Annotated in this window: 20 protein-coding genes and 3 pseudogenes; 11 read left to right on the forward strand and 12 right to left on the reverse strand. The window is 41.5% G+C overall.

What is annotated here, in order from left to right; translation table 11 throughout:
- Positions 1-109 precede the first annotated feature (109 nt).
- The 4 genes from H6F92_RS02655 to H6F92_RS02670 all read right to left on the reverse strand — a co-directional run bounded on the left by H6F92_RS02655 (position 110) and on the right by H6F92_RS02670 (position 3697).
- Positions 110-799, reverse strand: coding sequence for a potassium channel family protein (locus tag H6F92_RS02655; RefSeq protein WP_002750520.1), 690 nt, complete (start codon positions 797-799; stop codon positions 110-112).
- Between the two features lie 80 nt (positions 800-879).
- A complete protein-coding gene (locus tag H6F92_RS02660; protein ID WP_190356692.1) occupies positions 880-2214 on the reverse strand; it encodes a TrkH family potassium uptake protein in 1335 nt (444 codons plus the stop codon).
- Between the two features lie 9 nt (positions 2215-2223).
- Complete coding sequence (locus tag H6F92_RS02665) at positions 2224-3372, reverse strand: glycosyltransferase family 4 protein (protein ID WP_190356693.1); 1149 nt, start codon at positions 3370-3372, stop codon at positions 2224-2226.
- A 169-nt stretch (positions 3373-3541) separates the two neighbouring features.
- The gene (locus H6F92_RS02670) at positions 3542-3697 is read right to left on the reverse strand and encodes a DUF2256 domain-containing protein (RefSeq protein WP_002801262.1); all 156 of its coding nucleotides are present in this window, start codon (positions 3695-3697) and stop codon (positions 3542-3544) included.
- Positions 3698-3733: 36 nt separating this feature from the next.
- On the opposite strand from H6F92_RS02670, the gene H6F92_RS02675 reads away from it, so the two are divergent.
- Together H6F92_RS02675 and H6F92_RS02680 are read left to right on the forward strand one after the other, a co-directional pair.
- Entirely contained in the window at positions 3734-4534 is an 801-nt protein-coding gene (locus tag H6F92_RS02675) for an RNA methyltransferase (protein ID WP_190356694.1), read from the forward strand.
- Between the two features lie 27 nt (positions 4535-4561).
- Positions 4562-5743, forward strand: coding sequence for a serine hydrolase (locus tag H6F92_RS02680; RefSeq protein WP_190356695.1), 1182 nt, complete (start codon positions 4562-4564; stop codon positions 5741-5743).
- Between the two features lie 3 nt (positions 5744-5746).
- Here H6F92_RS02680 and H6F92_RS02685 read toward each other — a convergent pair whose 3' ends face one another.
- Positions 5747-6013 carry a glutaredoxin family protein gene (locus H6F92_RS02685; RefSeq protein ID WP_008204472.1) on the reverse strand — a complete coding sequence of 89 codons (267 nt, stop codon included), beginning with the start codon at positions 6011-6013 and terminating at the stop codon, positions 5747-5749.
- Between the two features lie 8 nt (positions 6014-6021).
- Here H6F92_RS02685 and H6F92_RS02690 point away from each other — a divergent pair, with 8 nt between their 5' ends.
- Positions 6022-6261: a hypothetical protein gene (locus tag H6F92_RS02690; RefSeq protein ID WP_190356696.1), complete on the forward strand. Its 240-nt coding sequence runs from the start codon at positions 6022-6024 to the stop codon at positions 6259-6261.
- A gap of 688 nt (positions 6262-6949) precedes the next feature.
- Here the strand turns inward: H6F92_RS02690 and H6F92_RS02695 are convergent.
- A complete protein-coding gene (locus tag H6F92_RS02695) occupies positions 6950-7132 on the reverse strand; it encodes a hypothetical protein (RefSeq protein ID WP_190356697.1) in 183 nt (60 codons plus the stop codon).
- A 140-nt stretch (positions 7133-7272) separates the two neighbouring features.
- Here H6F92_RS02695 and H6F92_RS26950 point away from each other — a divergent pair.
- A pseudogene (locus H6F92_RS26950) lies at positions 7273-7678 on the forward strand (zinc ribbon domain-containing protein); the annotation flags it as partial.
- Here the strand turns inward: H6F92_RS26950 and atpD are convergent.
- The 3 genes from atpD to acsF form a co-directional block, all read right to left on the reverse strand.
- A complete protein-coding gene (atpD, locus tag H6F92_RS02705; RefSeq protein WP_190356698.1) occupies positions 7580-8974 on the reverse strand; it encodes a F0F1 ATP synthase subunit beta in 1395 nt (464 codons plus the stop codon). The pseudogene H6F92_RS26950 and the gene atpD overlap by 99 nt on opposite strands.
- A 134-nt stretch (positions 8975-9108) precedes the next feature.
- Positions 9109-9657: a zinc ribbon domain-containing protein gene (locus tag H6F92_RS02710; RefSeq protein WP_190356699.1), complete on the reverse strand. Its 549-nt coding sequence runs from the start codon at positions 9655-9657 to the stop codon at positions 9109-9111.
- A 156-nt stretch (positions 9658-9813) separates the two neighbouring features.
- Positions 9814-10890: a magnesium-protoporphyrin IX monomethyl ester (oxidative) cyclase gene (gene acsF / locus H6F92_RS02715; protein WP_002752007.1), complete on the reverse strand. Its 1077-nt coding sequence runs from the start codon at positions 10888-10890 to the stop codon at positions 9814-9816.
- Positions 10891-11497: 607 nt separating this feature from the next.
- On the opposite strand from acsF, the gene H6F92_RS02720 reads away from it, so the two are divergent.
- Entirely contained in the window at positions 11498-12154 is a 657-nt protein-coding gene (locus H6F92_RS02720) for an SGNH/GDSL hydrolase family protein (RefSeq protein WP_002758338.1), read from the forward strand.
- 465 nt (positions 12155-12619) lie between these two features.
- Here the strand turns inward: H6F92_RS02720 and H6F92_RS02725 are convergent.
- Positions 12620-13797: pseudogene (locus H6F92_RS02725) on the reverse strand (IS630-like element ISMae25 family transposase).
- 246 nt (positions 13798-14043) lie between these two features.
- Here H6F92_RS02725 and H6F92_RS02730 point away from each other — a divergent pair.
- Both H6F92_RS02730 and H6F92_RS02735 read left to right on the forward strand, forming a co-directional pair.
- Complete coding sequence (locus H6F92_RS02730) at positions 14044-14319, forward strand: hypothetical protein (RefSeq protein WP_190356700.1); 276 nt, start codon at positions 14044-14046, stop codon at positions 14317-14319.
- On the forward strand, positions 14316-14687 hold the full coding sequence (locus H6F92_RS02735; protein ID WP_190356701.1) for a clan AA aspartic protease: 372 nt from the start codon (positions 14316-14318) through the stop codon (positions 14685-14687). The genes H6F92_RS02730 and H6F92_RS02735 overlap by 4 nt, the downstream gene beginning before the upstream one ends.
- A gap of 132 nt (positions 14688-14819) precedes the next feature.
- Here H6F92_RS02735 and H6F92_RS02740 read toward each other — a convergent pair whose 3' ends face one another.
- Positions 14820-16310, reverse strand: a complete 1491-nt coding sequence (locus tag H6F92_RS02740; RefSeq protein WP_190356702.1) for an ATP-binding protein — start codon at positions 16308-16310, stop codon at positions 14820-14822.
- A 310-nt stretch (positions 16311-16620) separates the two neighbouring features.
- Between H6F92_RS02740 and H6F92_RS02745 the strand changes: the two genes are divergently transcribed.
- The 4 genes from H6F92_RS02745 to H6F92_RS02760 all read left to right on the forward strand — a co-directional run bounded on the left by H6F92_RS02745 (position 16621) and on the right by H6F92_RS02760 (position 20483).
- Positions 16621-16902 carry a hypothetical protein gene (locus H6F92_RS02745; protein WP_199308112.1) on the forward strand — a complete coding sequence of 94 codons (282 nt, stop codon included), beginning with the start codon at positions 16621-16623 and terminating at the stop codon, positions 16900-16902.
- A gap of 158 nt (positions 16903-17060) precedes the next feature.
- A complete protein-coding gene (locus H6F92_RS02750) occupies positions 17061-17765 on the forward strand; it encodes a hypothetical protein (RefSeq protein WP_190356703.1) in 705 nt (234 codons plus the stop codon).
- A 340-nt stretch (positions 17766-18105) separates the two neighbouring features.
- Positions 18106-19602, forward strand: a complete 1497-nt coding sequence (locus tag H6F92_RS02755) for a DNA methyltransferase (RefSeq protein WP_190356704.1) — start codon at positions 18106-18108, stop codon at positions 19600-19602.
- Between the two features lie 17 nt (positions 19603-19619).
- Positions 19620-20483: a hypothetical protein gene (locus H6F92_RS02760; protein ID WP_190356705.1), complete on the forward strand. Its 864-nt coding sequence runs from the start codon at positions 19620-19622 to the stop codon at positions 20481-20483.
- A gap of 277 nt (positions 20484-20760) precedes the next feature.
- Here H6F92_RS02760 and H6F92_RS02765 read toward each other — a convergent pair.
- Positions 20761-21264 (reverse strand): annotated as a pseudogene (locus H6F92_RS02765) (ISAs1-like element ISMae8 family transposase); the annotation flags it as partial.

Here is a 21264-nt window from a genome sequence, read left to right on the forward strand (position 1 = left end):
ATCCAATAAACGCTTGGGGAGAGAATACCTCTACTTTTTCAGAAGCAATTCTGTCTAAGCAAGTAATCTCTGTGAACCAAGAATCCCCGTCTCTTTAGAGCGGGGAGTGTCAAATCGGTAAACGCTGAATATCTCGGTTAGAACCAATCACCACCATTGCTAAATCCTTGTGTAATCTTTCTTGGGGATTGGGGTTAATCTTGAATTTTTCCGCATTACCGACAGCGACAATATTTAACCCATAACGATTACGAATTTCTAACTCTGCTAGGGTTTTACCGTGAAAAGCTTCCGGGACTTTTAACTCGACAATACTATGTTCGGGATCGAGATCAAATCGTTCTAAAATTGATGGTCTAGTTAAACGGTGCGCTAACTCACAACCGGCATCGTATTCGGGAAAAACTACTAAATCTGCGCCAACTTTTTTGAGTAATTTTCCATGGATTTCTGTGGAGGCTTTAGCGGCGACAAAATTAACCCCCGCTTCCTTACAATTGAGAGTAGTAATGATACTTTCTTCCACGTATTTACCAATAGCAACAATCACCGTATCGGTTTCAAAAATTCCCGCTTCTCGCAGGGCGTTAGGTTTGGTAGAATCAAGCTCGATCGCATTATCTACTATTCGATCAGATAACGCTTGCGCTACTAATCCTTCGTCAATATCTGTCCCTACCACCTGATAACCTTGTTTGCGTAAGGTTTCACAGACGGCGCGCCCAAATCTGCCTAATCCGATGACGGCAAATTGACGATTTTGGGGACGCATACTACTAAAAAATTTAATTGATTGCATAATTTTAAGTTAAACTGTTAGGCATTTAAAATGCTGGTGTCAATAGGTACTGATAACTGATAACTAATAACTGATATTAATTATCCCACTAAAAGGTTTTCTTCGGGGTAGTTAATAACTGTTGGTTTCGGATCGCCGATAATAGCTGCTATTAAAAGTATAACTCCTACCCGTCCCAAATACATCATAAAAACAATAATTAACTTAGAAATCGGTGATAAAGCGGCAGTTATACCCATAGATAGGCCGACAGTTCCAAAGGCAGAAACTACCTCAAAAAACAGTTGAATCATTTGAAAATCTGTCTCCACAAATGAGATAGCTAGGGTGGAGATAATAATCGCTATAACCGAACCAAAAACCACCGCCATTGACTTTAAAATTAACGGCATGGGAATGCGTCTTTGATAAAGAGTCACTTCTTCACGACCCCGTAAAACCGAGCGAGTACAATTATATAAAATCCTAACAGTTGTGGTTTTAATACCTCCCCCTGTACCGCTAGGACTGGCTCCTATAAACATCAAAGCCATGGTGATTAATAAACCTTCTACGGAAATTTTACCGATATCAATGGTATTAAATCCTGCTGTTCTCGATGTTACCGATTGGAACCAAGCAGCCAGCAATTTATCTTTAATTGATAAATTAGCCAAAGTGTCACCATTTCCCTGTTCAGTAAGTAGAAAAGCCAATGTTCCTATCACTAATAAAAATATAGTTGTGCTGATAGCAACTTTATAGTTAAGAGAAAAAACAAAGCCTTTTCGTTTATATTGAAAGCGGTAAATAAACCAAGTGTAAAACTCGATAATTACCTGATAACCGATACCTCCAAAAATGATTAACCCTGTGATAGATAAGTTAATAATAATTGAAGAATGATAGGACATCAAGTTATCTTTAAACAAGCCAAAACCCGCATTATTCCAAGCACTAATACTATGAAATAAAGATAACCACACTGCATATCTAAAATCATACTTTTGGGCGAAGACAGTTAACATAACCAAAGTTGCTGTTAACTCAAAAACTAGAGTAGTAGCAATCACTGATTTCATTAAACTTTGACTACCTTGTAGGAAAGGTCGATCGAAGGATTCTTGAATCGCTAACTTCTGTCTCAGGTCAAATTTTCGCCCAATTAATAACATTAAAAAAGTGGTAGTGGTCATATATCCCAGTCCACCCACTTGAATTAATAAAGCAATAAATAATTGACCCCAAAAAGAAAAATAAGTACCCGTATCTACTACTGCTAAACCCGTAACACAGACAGCAGAAGTGGAGGTAAAGAGGGCAACAATTGGGTCATTCCAAGTGCCGCTAGTGGTAGAAACAGGCAACATCAACAGGGAAGTTCCCGCTAAAATTACCGCAATAAATCCCAAGCAAATTGTCCGGGCAATCGTCATATAAATTCCTTAGTGAAAGTAGCTAAGAGAAGATTGTTTTTTGGCTAACACTTCTTGATAAACTAACTGTAAGCGATCAATATTTTTACTGAGAGTGTAGGAGTCTAAAACTCTTTGACGGGCTTTTTGACCTAAAATTGTGGTTAATTCGGGATGATCTCGTAAGACGGGCAAGAGAGTTTTTAATTGGGTAATTAGTCCTTTAGTATCTAGAACTATTCCCGCACCTTTTAACACTTCCCCATCGGCACCCACATCCGTAGCCAGACAAGCAACACCGCAGGCCATCGCTTCTAAGAGGGAAATCGATAAACCTTCCACTAATGAGGGTAAAATAAAGCCGTCAACCCCGCGCAAAATTTCAATTCGTTTATTTTCATCGCCGATAAAACCTAACCAGATAATACCATCTTCTTCTCCATAAAAAGGTTTGAGGGAAGGAGTTAACGGGCCATCGCCAACAATGAGCAGTTTGCATCTATCACCTAAACTGGTTTTTTTCCAAGCTTTCAATAAAGATTCTACATTTTTCTCCGGCATGATCCGACCGAGATAAATAAATAAACAATCGGCATTATATTGCGCTTTAATATTCGATGGTCCTGGACAATACTTATTAACATCAACCCCATTGGGAATAATTGCTAATTTTTCTTCGGGAACTCCCAATTTAACTAAAAAATCCCGTTGAGAGGTGGAAAAAATAATTACTTGATCGTAATTAGCTAAAAAAGGGGCGTGTAGTTGGTAGGTTAATAATTGGGTACTGGAGATGAGATTGCGAATTTTACTATCAAAAGCCGGGTGAAAAGTCGCCACCAGAGGCAAATCTAAAGACTCACAAATTTCTGGTAGCAGAAAATCGAGGGGAGACAGGGGTAAGGACGCATGAACTAGATCGGGTTTCAGTTCCCTGAGTTTATCCTGTAGAACCCGACTCGATTTCAGGGTGGGAATAGTATAGACTTGGGAACTATAGAGACGTGGCAGGGTGATTTCGTCGTAAAAGTCCGGCCAATCGCTTACGGTGGGTTTTTCGGAAGAAAAATGTAGAAAACTGACTTGATAATCTCGATCGAGCAGGGAATTAGTCACTTCTCGCCCATAGGTAACGTTACCGCAAAAAGGAGATTTTTTTCCTAACCAGGCAATGTGCATTGAGATTCTCTTAAGAAAAAGTTAATTTAGCCAAGTATCAGCTTACTAAATTAGCCGTAAAATTAAAAGCTAATAGAGTACCTCAGCAAAATTAATTACCCATCTAAGTCCTCAGCTAAAAATTGCCTTTTGCAAGAGTGCCTATTTGATAGTTAAAATTCTCGGCTTTTTACTGATTGGCCGAGGACTTGCGACGACGACAACGTTCTGAACAGTATTTGACCTCATGCCAACAGTTTTGCCACTTTTTGCGCCAAGTAAAGGATAAACCGCAAACGGGACAAATTTTACTGGGAAGATCGGACTTCGAGACCTGACGTGCCATGATTAAAATTAAAAAGTCAAAAACTGCGCCTTATCTATGAGTGTAGATGAAAATAATCAGAGTTCCCCACTCGATCGCCTGAGAATTATTTTAGTTGAACCAGCCGGAGCCTTAAATGTGGGTTCCACTGCCAGAATTATGCGAAATATGGGCTTAAGTCGCTTAATTATCGTCAATCCCGCCTGTGATATTCTTGCAGCAGAAGCGCGACGCATGGCAGTACACGGGATTGAAGTCCTAGAAAACTGTTCACAGGTAGCCACCCTGGGGGAAGCTTTGCAGGGTTGTCATCGCATCATTGCCACCACCTCAAAACCCCGTCACCTGAATACTCCCCTTGAAACACCCCGGACCGCCTTACCCTGGTTACTCACCCCTAACCTGGAATCGGCCCTAATTTTCGGGCCAGAAGACCGGGGTTTAAGTAACAGCGAACTGAACCACGCCCAGCGTTTTGTCGGTATTCCCGCTAATCCTCAATATTCCTCCCTCAATCTCGCCCAAGCGGTGGCAGTTTGCTCCTACGAACTGTACCAAATGGCGACGGAAAATAGGCTCGAACCCCCGGTAGAAATGCTCCCCAATGCCACTTTTGAGGCTCTAGAAGGCTATTATCAGCACTTAGAGAGCTTTTTGCTCAAAATTGGCTATCTTTACCCCCACACCGCCGCCGCTAGGATGGAGAAATTCCGGCAACTTTATCATCGGGCCCGGCCCACGGTGGAGGAATTAGCCCTGCTGCGGGGTATTATCGGTCATGTTGAAAGTATCGGGCAACTTTTTCTCGGTCTTGATAGTCTCAAGGGCAAGAAAAAAAATTCTCCTAGCGATCGATAATAAATCTGGATACCCTTGAGGAAAACCGTGACTCGTCAAGTAACTCGTCGTCCCACTAAAGTCCAATCCGGCCCTGGATCCTCTAGGACCATGGACTCAAATAATAAAAAAAAGCCTGTACCAGTTAAAAAGTCGAAAAAACAACGTAAACCTAACCTAATCGCTTCTTTTCTCCTTCAGGTTCTTCGCTTCTCTATCCTTGGTGTCGGTTTAGGTGCGATCGCTGGTACGGTTTTAACGGTGGTGGATCCGAGCAAATTACCTCTACACCCAAAACCCACCGCTACTAATTCCCCGACTCCCAAACCCGTCACCCCAAAACCGACCACCTTAGTTTTAAACGAAAATCTCAGCAGCCTTAACCAGAAATTACAGGCTTTAGCGGTCAAATATCCGAAATTACAGGCGGGAGCATTATTTATTGACCTTGATAACGGTGCTTACGCTAATTTTCGCGGAGATACTATTTTTGCCGCCGCTAGTACGATTAAAATCCCGATTCTGGTGGCCTTTTTTGAGGATGTGGATGCGGGAAAAATTCGTCTCGATGAAACCCTTGTGGCCACTAAGGATGTCCTGGCCAGTGGGTCCGGGGATATGCAGTATCTAGGAGTGAATAAAACCTATACTGCCCTAGAAACCGCCACTAAAATGAACGTAATTAGCGATAATACCGCTACTAATATGTTAATTAAGCGCATGGGCGGCAAAGAGGCTCTTAATCAGCGTTTTCAAGCTTGGGGTTTGACCAGTACGGTAATTAATAACGCTTTACCAGACTTGGAAGGAACCAATACCACAAGTCCGAGAGATTTGGTGACAATCTTAGGAAAAGTTAATCAAGGGGAATTACTTAGTTTACGTTCCCGCGATCGTCTATTAAATATTATGCAGGAAACCCGCACTCGCACCCTGCTGCCCCAAGGTATCGAGAAATCCGCCAATATTGCCCATAAAACCGGTGATATTGGCTCGATGTTAGCGGATGCGGGTATTATTGATATGCCCAACGGAAAACGCTATCTAGGAGCAGTGATGGTGAAACGTCCCCACAATGATAGTAACGCTAGGACTCTGATTCAACAAATATCACGCACGGCCTACCAACACTTTAAATGGTATCAAACTCAACCCGCAGCCAAACCGCAACCAGTCGCCCAGTCTTCTCCCTCTCCTAGTCCGGTCCCTAGTCCTAGTCCGGGTAATTAGCCCCTAGGTTAAATTATTGGCTAAAAGACGGGCCAATTGTTCGGCATTTGCCCGGGGGGAAAGACGAGGAAGGATTTTTTCCCCCGTGGCTAGTTTTTGACAGAGGACGGGGATTTCGTACTGATAAGCGTTAAACCAATCCTCTCGACTGGTAATGTCCCTAATTTCTAACTGCCAGTCCGGTTGACGGATTTTTTCTAGTTTTTCTAGCAACCCTTCGCAAAGATGACAGTCCGGTTTACTGTATAAAATTAGTTCTATGGTAGTCATAAATATTTATGTTCATTACCTCCACGATTAGTCTCTCATCAACAATTCTACAAACTCCCACACCCACACCGACTTTAAATAATAATTTAGTTAATTCAGGTACTCAAGATCTAGTCTATATCGGTGTGTTTCTTCTGGCAATTACCCTAATCATTGTTATTGGTATTATCAATCAAAAAATTGAATACGCTCTCATTTTTGCCGCCACTCTCACTGCTATTTTAGTTGCTTTCTTCTGGTTTTTATAAGTCCTTCAACGAAGGAAATTGAGGTCATGGTATTCTGACTTCCCCGACCGACGACTCACTCCTAACCCCACCAACAAACTTTTTCAGCAAACCCTATATACAAGCAAAAAGCTGCATCCCACATTTGCAGAACGTAGGTTGGGCTTCGGCCGTGAGCTTTTGCGTTCGACAAAAGCTCACGCCGAGGTCCGAACGGTTGAAGCATGAAACCCAACGCCCGCTCATGTTACGCTACCGCTAACCCATCCTACAAATAATTGTGCCTCCCTGCTTATACAAGCAAAAAGCTGCATCCCACATTTGCAGAAATACCGACAATCAGCAATTATCAGTGACTCTTAAATTAGTACAAAAATATGAACAATCGCGTGTAACTGGAGTTTAGACTAATTCTGTCATGCCACTCCTGGGTCGAGCTTAATGAGTAGGTTGGCTCGAATCCCTTGCAACCCTTGCAAAAACTAGGTTATAGCTATTTCCTTGCCAAGTTTTCGCCCCTGCTCATGTACTTATTGGGGAATCTTGAAGGACTTTTGTGGAGGTTTGGTCAACTCATGATGTTCTGCAAACAAGCGCGAAAAGTCGCTATGCGGTCACAGAAATACTCGCTCAAGAAGTCTGTATTCCTTTTGGGGTCAGATTTTTAAGGTATTGAGCCTGAACTCGTTAGGGTTGATTTTTGGAAAATTTAGTCTAAACTCCAGTCAATAACAGAGGGACAGAGGTGGTTAGCTGAACGTTGGGAAAAACTGATAGTTTTATCGACGTAAGAAGCAGAAAAATTAGCTAAATTAACAGGATGTACTCTCAGAAAATTTGAAGAGAGATAGGCTTTTAGTGGCTTGGGAACAAGCTTTATCAATTTATTCATAATCAATATTGGCAGAAGATTAAAGATTAGTTATTGTCACTAACTCTTTTGATTAGAAAAAGATAAACTTGAGAATTTTCATTCAAATTTATTGACTCAAAATCCGCTGTACTTAATTTAAATGAATCAACCCTAGGGGTTGGGGGGGGCGACAACTAGCCTATAAATGCCGTTGGTATGGGAGAAATTACCTCGAAATAGACAGATGGTTTCCTAGTTCTAAAAGGTGTAGTAATTGCGGGTATATTGCCCTTGAAAATGCCGTTAAATATTCGAGAATGGGACTGTCCAAGCTGTGGGAGACACCATGACCGAGATGTTAACGCCAGTAAAAATATTTTGGCCGCAGGGCTTGCGGTGTCAGTCCGGGTCGCGACCTGATGACCAGAACAGAGTAAAACTGGGGCGGCAGGTGCAAAACCCCGTAAGGCTTCGGCCGTGAGGATGTCAAAGCTTTACAGCCTCATCAATCGTGCCAATCATGTAAAGTGCCTTCTCTGGATAATCCGAAAATTCATCTTGGAGAATGCGATCGCATCCCGCTAAGGCCGCTTCTAGCTCGACAAATTTACCCGCCATTCCTGTAAACTGTTCGGTAGAAAAGAAAGGCTGGGTGAGAAACTTTTCTAATCGTCTGGCTCTGGCTACAATCTGGCGGTCAGCCGGTGAAAGTTCTTCTAATCCTAGCATGGCAATAATATCCTTGAGTTCTTCGTAGTTCGCTAGGGTTTGCCGCACTGCCTGGGCGATGCGATAGTGTTGCTCGCTGACAATAGGCGGCATCAACATTTTCGATCCCGATTGCAGTAAGTTCACCGCCGGATAAAACCCCTCACTTGCTCGCTGGCGAGAGAGTACAATTGATGCGGATAGATGAGAAAAGGTATGAACAGCCGCCGGATCGGTAAAGTCATCTGCTGGGACGTAGACTGCTTGAATGGAGGTGATTGCGCCCGTAGCCGTACTGCAAATCCGCTCTTCTAGCTCTGCCAGTTCCGTGGCTAATGTCGGCTGATACCCTAGCCGCGAAGGTAATTGTCCCATCAACCCCGATACCTCTGAACCGGCCTGAATAAAGCGGAAGATATTGTCAATTAACAGTAAGACATCTTGTTTGGCCGTGTCGCGAAAGTATTCCGACATCGTCAGTGCGGCGTGTCCGACGCGAAATCTGACCCCGGGCGGTTCATCCATCTGCCCAAAGATCATCACCGTATTCTGCAAAACCCCGGCTCCGCGCATTTCTTGGTATAAATCTAGGGCTTCCCGACATCGCTCCCCAATTCCACAGAAGATACTAATTCCCTGATCTTGCTTGACGATGTTATGAATCATTTCGGTAATCAAAACCGTCTTGCCAACACCCGCTCCGCCAAATAATCCTGCTTTCCCCCCCCGTTCCAACGGGACAAGCACGTCTATGGCTTTAATACCGGTTTTGAGAATCTCCGAGCTAGTGGTTCGCTCGTACAGGGGAGTCGGATTTGCATAAATTGAACGCCATTCTCCCTCAGCTATCTGTTCTTGTCCGTCAATTGTTTCCCCAAATATATTCAACATCCTGCCGAGCAACCCCTCGCCCACTGGAACTCGCAGGGGATGACCCGTATCGATGACTGGAGAACCGCGAGCTAAACCGGCTGTTGGCTTCAGTGAAATGGCCCGTACCAGTTGGGAGTTAAGATGGGCCACAACTTCCATCGCTACACTGCCATCTTCTCCGGCCTGAAGTTGGCTATGAAGCTCTGGCAGCCTTTGGGAAAAATAGACATCAATGATGCTTCCTCGCACTGACACTACAGAGCCAGCGTTGAGTTTGTTAATATCTCGTTGATCGTTCATCAAAAAATTGGCTCTGAAACCCCGTCTTTTTAGGACGGCTTGATATTACATCTAGATGCTCACTTACCGCCCCAGTCCATTAATATAAACAGAATTTTTCCCGAAAAGGAGTTATAGATTTAGCTAAACAGGTTTTATCGCTGTAACTGATGACCACAGCTACTACAAAAGCGATCGGTTGCCGCTACTTTTGCCCCGCATTGACTACAAAATTGGGCTTTACTGACGGTTTTTGTGTCTCCCATACTCATTTTCATATCTCCCATTTGCATTTCCATGGGGGTAAAATTCATCGACATATTACCCATTTTCATCGGTTGCATCGGTTGCATCGGTTGCATCGGTTGCATCGGTTGCATTGGTTGCATCGGTGAGGAGGAGAAACTGGTAGCAGTGGTCGATTGAGAGGACTGAGAAACTCCAGAGGTATGAGGAGAGGAAAAACCGATACTGCTTCCTTGAATTTGGATTCTGTGGGGTCCAGTTTCAGTGATAATTTCAATAATTGCCCCTTGGGGAATTATCTCTATTTGGGGTTCTTGTGTCCAAACTCCCGTAGCAAAACTACTGCTAGACTGCTGTTGTTGTCCCACAGCACCACTAGCGAGAGTTACAATCGTCTGCAGCCCTTGATTATCGAGATAGAGACGTTGTCCTGTGGGTAATTCACTATAAATAGCCATATTTTTGACAGTGAAAAGTAAAAAGTAAAAACCTAGTTCACACCCCTAGGATCCAGTCTAGCGAGGATAGAAATGTTAGAGGATTTTCTTAAGAATTTTATCGACAAAAAAAGGGTGGTTAACCCACCCTCACCATGTCTCAAGAAAACAAACTTTTTAACGGACGCTACCGGCTAATTTATCGACCCGAATCGGTTTCATCAGGTACAATTTGAGGAATTGCCAGGCGTTAGAGGCGAAGATAGGCAATTTCTTCAGGAATTTAACTGGTGCGGCACTGTTTTCGCTATCGATCGCCCGTAATCCCTCGTTATTGCGAACACAAATTTCTAGGCGATCATAAAATTCAGGACTATCCACATCGAGAACAATCGGGAAGACGCGGCCGGCGGTTTCATTGGTCTTCTCGATCACATACTTATCGTACTCGCGAGCGTCCAAACCGAGAATGGCGTAGAAACCAGAACGCTGAGTATCATTGAGATACATCGTAGCGAAGACCGAAAGCAGGAAGAAACGACACCAGAGACGAGCGCGCCAATCATTAAGAATATCAGGCTGCGCGCGCATGATCGCATCAAAGAAGTCCCCGTGACGGTTTTCGTCTTGACACCAATTCTCAAAGAAGTTAAAAATCGGATAAACCCGATCTTCGGGATGTTGTTCGAGATGACGATAAATGGTGATATAACGCCAATAACCGATTTTTTCGGAAAGATAGGTGGCGTAGAAGATAAATTTCGGTTTAAAGAAGGTGTAGTTACGGCTTTTGGTTAAAAATCCCAAGTCAAGGGAGAGGTTAAAATCCGATAAAGCCTTATTAAGGAACCCAGCGTGACGCGCTTCGTCCCGGGACATGAGGTTAAAGCATTCCGCGAGAACGGGATTTCTGTTTTTTAAACGTCTGCCGAGTTCTTTGTAGAGAAGAAAGCCGGAAAATTCGGCCGTGCAGGATCTTTCCAGAAATTCCACGAATAAGCGGCGAGTTTCGCCATCAATATGCTCCCAAGAGCGATCGAATTCTTGATTGCGAACGAAGTGATGCCGGTTATAATCGGTACGGAATTCCTCTAAAATCGCTTTCAGTTCTTCCTCGTTAGCGGCGATCGACATTTCCGCCATCGCTTCAAAATCAGTGGTATAGAAGCGGGGAGTGAGGATCGTTTCTTTAGCGGGAACTTTTATACCCGGACGGATTTCCTCGAATTCTGGTTTTTGGATCGTGCTGACCATAGGGATTATTGATTTTACTCTGGGATGATGATTGAGACGAGTAAAGGCTCTGAGATGATAATGACGAGCCGTGAAAAAACGGCTAGGATTCACTATAGCAAGCTCTCAGCCCTAGACTCCCTTCCTGTTCATTAAAAGTTACAACTCTTAATTAAGCTGTGTAAACAAACGCGGCTTTTTCCCTGGGAGTCTTGACAAATGTTCGGGGAAGTGGAGTTTGTTCGGTGATCAGTAAACAGTCATCGGTAATCGGTGAACTGAAAACTCACATCTGATAACAAGGGGCGAATCTAAAACCTAATTGGTTAAGCTAAAAGCTTTGATGTGCTTAGTTTCTACCTTCCTAGAATCCTGGAAAACTCCTGTTATTTTAGCTTGTTGTCAGGAATTTAGTTAAACAAGGTTTTTGGCAATATGCTAATCTGGCTAACACGCTTTTGGGCGTGATATATGGAAAAGTTCTGGCGATTGCGCCTAAATAGTGTGATATGCCGAAAGTTGACCTATATTGTTACTCTGGAGATTGTTATACAGAAAGTTTTCGTATAATATGTAGTTATGTCGCATTGCTTCTTTGCGCAAGTGGAAAATTTTGAGGTATAGATTTATGACCCACATCGTCTTGCTCGGCGACAGCATATTTGATAATGCTCCTTATGTAGATGTTGAAGAAGATGTTATCCATTACCTTAAGCGCAAAATACCTTTAGGATGGAAAGCCACTTTACTCGCTATTGATGGTTCTATTACCACGGATCTCCATGCTCAAGTTCAGAAGCTACCTAAAGACTCAACTCACTTGTTTTTGAGTGTTGGGGGAAATGATGCTTTACGCAACATCGACTATCTATCTCAGAGGGCACAATCTGTTGCAGAAGTAATAATTAAATTTTCAAGGCTGGTCGGAGATTTTCGTGCTAACTATGTAAGTGCAATCAAAGAGCTACTGGAAAAACAGTTGCCAATAACAATTTGCACCATCTACGAGCCAAGATTTGAGCAGTCAGAATACCAAAGCATAGCGACAACTGCACTCACATTTTGGAATGATGTGATAATTCAAACAGCAATAGCCTATAAACTACCAATTATTGATCTGCGCCAAATCTTTACCAGTACATCTGATTACGCTAATCCGATCGAGCCATCTGCAATTGGTGCAGATAAATTAAGCAGCTACATTCTAGAAATAGTACAAAACCATAACGTTACTCAACTACATACAATCATCTATGGAAACTCCAAAGACTCTCGACAAAAGTGAATTGCCCTGAATGGCACTTCAAGATAGATCGACATAACAAATCACTGCACCCGACCGTATGCTAAACTTCTCACATCATCCAAAGTGCGATGCCGAAGGCACTGCGTAGCAGTACGCTATCGCCGTAGGGTGCGTTCCCTAATGCAAGTCCTACTGCTCCACCGATCGATTTTTGGGGAACGCACCATGCACATTTATTGGCTCTTCGGTTTGTGTTATGCAATAGAGGGGGGTTGTAAGGGATGGAACCCTTATATAGAAAGGCATTTAGCGATTTTTGTCAATTGTTTTTTATCTAGAGCGAACTAATCAATTAAGTCTCTTGCCAGATAAGGATTTAGTCGATTTATGCCCCCCTATCGAACCATACCAAGTAACGAAGAGCCCATTTATTGAAGCTGTGGGTTAAAGTGCGATGCTGCTCTGGTGGGCCCAGATCGCTATCGCTGTAGTGGACTGTTTCAGCTAATTTGGTGCAATAGATTCTCCCGATTCCTCCTCCTCAAACACAGGATAAAGATGTTTCAGCTTGACCCTAGCATCGCTGGTCGTCAACGTCCATATTACTGTAGATGCAGTCTGATTACGTTCTTTTTGCCAGGTTTCTATCTCCCTTTTCAGTTCTTCCTGGCTAGAAATCCTTCTATCTAAACATTGCCTCGATAAGACGCTTAGTTCAGTTTCGGCTACATTTAACCAGCTACCATTACGAGGTGTGTAATAAATTTCCAGTCTTCTAGCTAAACGATGAGCAACGGGTGCTGGAAATGCTTCATAAAGCGAGGCTATGTTATGAGTGTTCAGATTATCACAGACGAGCTTGACTTTTCGAGCCTTTGGATAGTCCACATCCAATAATTGACGAATTTCTTCTGCCCAATCTATTCGGGTTCGACTATCTCGGTTACTCACCCGTCTCCATCCTCGATGGGGGTCAAAAAACATGAACAAGGCTTGAACCCCTTCACGACTATAGTGATAGTCTTCTTTTTTATCTTGTCCAGGTTGCATGGGTATCGGGGGGTAAACTTCTCCAAGTAGTTGCTTTGATGCCTCATCCATCGCGATTAACGGTTCTTCTTGCGATGGCTGAGTGCCATACAGGTCAAGGACAACTTCCATCTGGGCAACAAATCTGGCTCAATCCTGTTCCGGAATACAGTATCTTTGGGTTTTCCAAGGGCGTAATTGGTTTTTTTTAGAGTACGCCACACCGTTGGACTGGAAATCTCGGTGATAATTTGTCTTTGTTTGAGTTCCGAGGTTAATAGTCGGATTGTCCACTCGGCTCGGCCAGATGGTGGCTCCGAACAGCACAGGGCAATGATTTGGGCGGCGGCGGCTCCATCAACTTTTGCCGGAGTGGGGGGAGTTTTTCTCAATTTCCGTTCTAATGCTGGTTTTTCGCCTTTTTGAAGAAATCTTTGACGAATACGTCCCACTGTGTTTCTATGGACCTCTAAAGCTTCGGCTATTTCTTCATCTGTCCATTTCCTTTTCGCCTGTTCTCCCTCGTCACACATCAGCAAAATCCGAGCGTGGAGAATTTTTTTAGCTGGTGCATAGCCATTACGACTGATTTGTTCGAGGTTTTCTCTTTGTTCCCCTGTTAGATTGACTTTATCTCGCCGACCTCTTCCCATGATTGATCTCCTCTGCTGGTTCGAGCTATTGCCCTATTTTAGCTGAAACAGTCCAGTAGGGTGCGTTCCCTAATGTGGCTCTTACTGCTCCACTGATCGATTTTTGGGGAACGCACCATGCACATTTATTGCAGCTGTGGGTTAAAGTGCGATGCCGCTCTTGGGGGCCCAGTTGAGGAATGTTAGCGAAGATTCCCAATGTTTAGGTTAAAATAGAGGGGCAAAAGTTGCAACAGGGTCAAGCCAATGACAGTTCAACAACCCCGCTACAGCAAAGAAGAATTTGCCCGACGTGGACACGAAGTCTATGAATCTCAGGTACGCTCCCAAATCGAGGAAGGGAATCATGGGAAGATTGTAGCAATAGACATCGAAACAGGGGCTTTTGAAGTGGCTGACGACAGCCTAACAGCTGCTAAACAACTGTTAATACGTTTTCCTGATGCACAAATATTTGGTATTCGCATTGGACATCGTGCCGTCCATCGTTTTGGCTTTCGTTCCCCCAGTGTATCGCCATGATGATGGGGAGCGTCAATTCGCGCCGAGAAGCAATTATTCAATTCGTAGTGCTAGGCGAAAATCACCAGAGGCAAGCGATTAAAGCAGTTATTGACACTGGTTACAGTGGATTTCTCACGTTGCCTTCCGCTATCATTACAACACTAGGATTAACGTGGTATATGCAAGAAGAGGGAATCTTGGGCGATGGAAGCCTCTGTATGTTTAACGTATTTGAGGCAACTGTGATCTGGGATGGTCAGATCAAATCTATTGAAATCAATGAGTCAGAGACAGATCCATTAGTTGGTATGGGTTTACTTGAGGGCTATGAGTTGAATATTCAGGGTTTTGCCGGGGGATTAGTGACAATTAAACCTTTGTCATAGTCTCTAGTTAGAAAAATGTCTAACAAATCACTGCACCCGACCTTATACTAGACTTTAACAAATATCCAAGGTTAGTGGTGGCGGGTGAGTTCAGCCGTTATGCATACCTATCACGACTAGATCAAGCAACTCTTATTCAAGAGGTAGTGACCTGGCACGATATCCCTTAACCTTGTTGTCAATATTTCGCAATATATTTGCACCGAGAGTATATGCATATAAACTTGCGGGCTTAAAGCGAAATCGTATATCTTTGTATAAAAAATTGTCATCCCTAATAGTTTTACTTGTCACTAAGATCGGTTGAGATATACCAGGATTCTTTTTTAAAAATTCTATGCAGTTGTCCAGTTCGGAAGGTGTACTATGAGGGCGATCGCTCCACTTAACCTCAACTATCCAAGAAGGTGATTGATGGGCAGCATCTAAATGTACAATATCAATTTCTCCAGTTTTCCATCGTGCGTAATAAAGCTCAGTCGTTTTACTGTGCTGCCATTGACTAAAAATAGCGGTTTCAGTCATGGCTCCCATCGCCTTAGAGTCTGTTTCAAGCTGACCAAATAGCGCGGCGCGCATTGACGGATTGGTTAAATAGACTTTAAAGCAAACTGCTCTCTTAAACTTTTTAGCGTTTTGATCAATTCTCTCTACTCGGCGGATTAGGAATGCAGCCTCAAGATACTCGAGGTAACGTTTGATAGTGTTTTTAGCTACACCAGAGGATTGGGATAACCCCTCGAGACTTACTTCGTTGCCTGAATTATACGCCAGGGTTGTGAAAAGTCTATTCAGTTCTTGAATATCACTAATCCCATAAAGGCTTGGCAAATCTCGAAGTAAAACTTTGTCAATGATATCGCTTTTAATATATTGTCCAGGATCCTGTCGAATTGTTTCAGAAAAGACAGCTTCTGGATAGCCACCAAAGTTCAAATAATTAATAAAAGTATCATTCAACTGATCAATATCTTTAGACAGAAACTCATAGATCTTAGATGGATAACTAGAATCTTCAGAGCCATGGACATTTGTCTCTATTAATTCATTTTCTTTTCCTATAAACATTAAATATTCAGCAAAGGTTAGCGGTGGCAGGATATAGTCGCTGAATCGACCAGCACCAGACTCAGTGCTTTTAAGTCTTAGAGCAGCAGCAGCAGAGCCAGTAGCGACAAATCGACAGATTGGAAATGAATCAACCAGGGATTTTAGATGAATTTCCCACTGACGCAAGTATTGAATTTCGTCAAAAAAGACAAATAGCCTCGAATTGCGATCGTGATTGAATAGTTCCTGAAAATACTTAAGTATCCGCTCTAATGGAAGCCCTGTATAAATTGGAGTTTCAAGAGAGACATATAAAATATTTACCGCACTAATGCCAGAATCTAGGAGCAGACGAATAGTGTGATAGACCATGACAGTTTTACCAACACGCCTGGGTCCCATCAAGACTGTTGCTCGACGCACACTTGTGTCCAAGATGTTTTGAGAAAAAGCCTCAAAGTACTTGCGCCGTGGCATATCTTCATAGATTACTTTTCCCTTACGGTCTGTCTCCCACCAAGGATTATCAAATTGAAGGCGGGAGAGGATGTCTTCTTTTGCGATCTCGAGCATAAGACTAAAGTTAGAGAGCTAATCTTAGTCTAGCCGAGAGTCGAACTAAGGTCAATCAGTTAATCTTATTTTGGGTTCTGAGACGGAATCATGAATGAGCGTTGCTGTATCTAAAGCCTAACCCTTCGTTGGTGCGGACCGAATATCGGTTGTAGGTAAGTGCCAGGGTTGTCTGTCGCCGCACAACTTCACCGTTAGGCCTCAAACCATAGAGATCTCAACCCAATACAAAAACTAAGCTGAGAAAAAGTGGGATTGCATCAGTTCGCCCCTAAACTGGAATGCACATAGTTTAATCTCATAGAAAGTAATGCCGACTGAAACCCCCAAAACATACCTAGAACAAGCGATCGCTAAAGGTCGAATAATTATAAATTTTTGTCAAGGGGTGCGGTCAGACATAGGAATCATCGCTAGAATCAGCCTAATTGTCAGAAATTTAGTTAAACAAGGTTTTTGGCAATGCGCTAATCTAGCTAACACGCTTTTGGGGGTGATATGGGAAAAACTTCTTGCGATCACGCCTAAATGGAGTGTTATGCAGAAAGTTGACCTATATAGTTACTCTGGAAAGTGTTATAAAGAAGGTTGACCTATAATATGTAGTTAGGCAGCTCAGTCGGTAGGACTCCGTTGTCAGTCAAGCAAATGCCTTTTGGAATCTCGTCATCCACTGATATAAAAGGTGAAATACTAGGAATTCTAAAGTTCGTGGCACTCCCTCAGTCAGAAATTTAGGAGCACCGTGTAATGCACTATTCTGAAGCAGAACAAAAACTCCAACAATTGTTTGAATCCAGAAACTATAAACTACTAATTCAACAGCGTTTGCACCATGTACATCAGGATTTAATCTACACCTGCTCTAATGGTGCTGCAATTTATATTAGCTATCCTGGTTTGAAAGCGAGAATTGGGAGAAATGGAAAGATTGTTGACGATTACAGAGTTGATATTGTAACTTCCCAGCTTAGTACCTCCTTGTCGCACGCAAATATCATTGTAGATATCTATAACAAATGTCTTCAGGGATTTGATCATGAATTAATGAAGAAAATTCTTATTGGAGCTGCAAGGGAAGGACAAATTGATGCAAATCAATACTCTCAAGTTAAGAGCTACTCTTACTGCGCTGTTAATCAATCCATTCTGCGCTGTGCTATGGCTGCTCATACGGCTTTAGGTAAATCCTACAATTCAACTGCAAACCAGTCTGATTTAACTTTTGAAGAACTATTTAGCTCAATTTTTTGGATAGTGCTTCAAGAAGATATTAATTATCCAATGCCAAGGTATCAAGGTAGAAAGATGCCTTTTTCACGGTATCTTGAGGCGTTACATTGTTTTGAAAGCGATCACACATTAGATGAGGCAATCAGCCCTGCTTTAGTAGAAGGTTATCCACCTAGTGACTGGAGCGACATGGATTATTCTTTTCGGCGATTCATCAATTAGCACTATAGTGCGATGCCGAAGGCACTGCGTAGCAGTACGCTATCGCTGTAGGGTGCGTTCCCTAATGCAAGTCCTACTGTTCCACCGATCGATTTTTGGGGAACGCACCATGCACATTTATTGAAGCTGTGGGTTAAAGTGCGATGTCGAAGTCACTGAGTAGCACCCCTAGATGGGGTTGGAGGGATTGCTTTATTGCTCTATACTGGTTTATAGGGTTTTCGAGATTAGTGATATTTCTCATAAAACCTTACTTCTGCCTACTTTTCAAGCTTTTTGTCCTGTACTTAGGACAAAGAGTTGTGGTATCGTGATATTGCTCAAAAAATAAAAATCGGCAATGAAAAATAATGGTGTGGGTGTGCAGCAGACATTATTCGATCTAAATACAAAGACGATAGAAGACATTGACAATCCAGCTACTTACAAAGGGATTTATTCATTTCATAAGTACTGGGGGAAAAACCCAACTGAAAGCATCGCTTTCTTTATACAAAAATTTACAGATGAATCAGATGTAATTCTTGATCCTTTTTTAGGCTCAGGGTTTATTGCCAGAGAATGTTTGTCTCAAAATAGAAGATTTATTGGTATTGATATCAATCCTTTTGCTATTGAGCATTCTAATTTTTTGCTAGAACTTCCTCATGCTTCAACATTCCAAGCAGCACTAAAGAAAATTGAGATAAACGTCAAGCAAAAAATTAACGAGACATATCTTGTTGAAAACGGAAAAGTGGCATCTCACTATTTATGGGATAGCGATAAGCTCTCAAAAGTATGGATTAGACGAGAAACAGGAAGACTTAGGATAGAGGTTGAGCCAACAGCTTTTGATGTACAAAAGAATGAATTCTTTGATAATTATTCTGTTAGAAATATCAGAAACATTACTTTTTTTACAAATTCAAGAATAAACTCAAAAAACGAAATGTCTATTTATGATTTATTTACTCGTAGGGCTTTACATAATATTGACTTAATATTAGACGAGATTTATTCATTCCCAGAAGCTATTCAAAGAGCCTTATTGTTAACCCTTACTTCTGCTTCTGGTCAGATGTCGAGCCTGGTATTTGCAATCACCAATAGAGGAAAAACCAAGAATAAAATTTCCAATAAAATTGAGGTTGGCAGTTGGGTTATTGGTTATTGGAGACCAGATTTGCATTTTGAGATTAACGTTTGGAATTGCTTTGAAAGTAGAGCAAAAAAGCTTGATAAGGCTTTAGTAGATGTTGATGACCTTGAATATAACAGGTATGAGTCGATAGACGCACTTTTAGAAAATGAAGAAGGAGCATCGATTCTTAATGGCGATTGCATCGATATAATGGGAACTATTCCAGCAAAATCCATAAAGCTTATTTGTACTGATCCACCTCACAGTGATCGAATTCCCTATTTAGAACTAAGTGAAATGTGGAATTCTATTCTCAATAAATCTGTTTCTTTTGAGAAAGAAGTAGTTGTCTCTAATGCAAAAGAAAGAGGGAAAAATAAGCATAAATATATTGAGGATATGAAATTATTCATCAGCGAATCAAGCCGTGTTCTAGCTGATGAGGGCATACTCTTGATATACTTCAATGCTCGTGACAAAGAAAGTTGGAAGTTCTTAGAGATTCTTGAAAAAAGTGACAACTTAAGTTTTACAGGCGCTTTTCCAATGGAATATTCTGCCAGTTCAGTAGTGCAAGATAATAGAAAAGGCAGCATGAAAACAGATTATATTCTCATCCTTACCAAAAAGGGGTTTAATATCAACTTTCAACATAGGTTAGATGAAATACCTGGTTGGTCAACCTCAATACCTAAAATAGCTTCGGCATCTTAAATCACAGCGAAAAGCTTATGAAAAATTTTGATTATTGGAAAAAATTACACGATGGCAACGATTTGGCAGAATTCAACAGGGATTCTGTTGGTCAGTTGTGGTTAAAAGTAAAATCGATCACAAGAAAAGAGTTGCTTTCAGAATTTACTGAAAAATTCTCCTTAAATCTAACTTCTACTAGGTTAATTGAACAATTTGAGGAGTTATTTTTGCTGTTGCAGATTGATCCATTCCGCGCTCATCAGAAGTTAGATATTTACATTAGAGAGAAAAACACGCAGCAATTACAAAGCTTAAATCGGGAAGCCTTGGTATCTGAGTTATATAAATTGAAAACATTTGAGTGGGGAGGAGATTATCAGAACTCTTTAGATAAATATTTAGTAACTCATTATGTAAAATCAATTTCATCTTATGACATATTAATTTCTAAGTTTGAACAAGAGATAAATCGTGCTGTTCAGGGTTATGTATTGAACAGTTGGTATAATCACTGGTCTAGCATTCTAATTGAACATCTATTTAAATCACATTCATCTGTTTTGCCTACTGTTGGTCAAATCAAAAGTGTAGATTTCTTTATTCAAAATCTACCTTTTGACTTGAAGGTTACATATTTTCCCGCAGAATACTTAAAACTAAAGAGAAAAGAGAAGGGTTTTCCTGTAGAACTCACCTTTTTAAAGCAGAAAGCACGAGAGCTTTCGGTAAGCTTTGATAAAACAGCAAAACCCTCTGATATTTATTACGAAATAACCGAAAAGCTAAAAGATAGAAATGACCAATCGTCTTTAAATGCTCTAAGTCAAGTAAAGTCTCAAAATCTAGGAATCGTTAATGAAGCCCAGCAAAATCCGAAAGCCTTAATTAGGGTTTGCTGAAAAAGCTTTTCCTGGGGGCAGGGTGTGACCCCCCCCAACCCTAGGGTTGATTCATTTAAATTAAGTACAGCGGATTTTGAGTCAATAAATTTGAATGAAAATTCTCAAGTTTATCTTTTTCTAACCAAAATAGTTAGTCACAATAACTAATCTTTAATCCTCTGCCAATATTGATTATGAATAAATTGATAAAGCTTGTTCCCAAGCCACTAAAAGCCTATCTCTCTTCAAATTTTCTGAGAGTACATCCTGTTAATTTAGCTAATTTTTCTGCTTCTTACGTCGATAAAACTATCAGTTTTTCCCAACGTTCAGCTAACCACCTCTGTCCCTCTGTTATTGAGAGAAAACCCAAACCTCTGAAAAGATTCAATCCTATAGTTGTGAGAATTGACCAATTGCTGGCCGCTTGAAAATCACTTATCTCGCTTTTATCTTCCTCAAAAATTACATCTTTTACCCAATGTAACTGATTTTCTATTTTCCAATGTCCTCGAATAATTTTAGCAAATACTTGAGCGGATTCAGTTAGGCTACTGATATAGTAAGCTGTTTCTTCATACGTTTTATCCCCGCGACTACCCCTTCTTTCTACTTTAATAACTCTTCGCAGATTTTCAAATCCTTGTCTTTCATTTTTCCTCACTTTAAAAACTTCTATTTTTCTGGATATTTTTCGACCATGACTATTATCTTGTTCAAGAAAACAACTTTCTGGCTTTGAGGAATTACTCAGGTCTTGTATTCGCTGATAAAGATTTTTCTGATTTCCTTTAACTGT

Origin of the sequence: Microcystis wesenbergii FACHB-1317 (assembly GCF_014696875.1) — a bacterium.
Classification (GTDB): Bacteria; Cyanobacteriota; Cyanobacteriia; order Cyanobacteriales; family Microcystaceae; genus Microcystis; species Microcystis wesenbergii_A.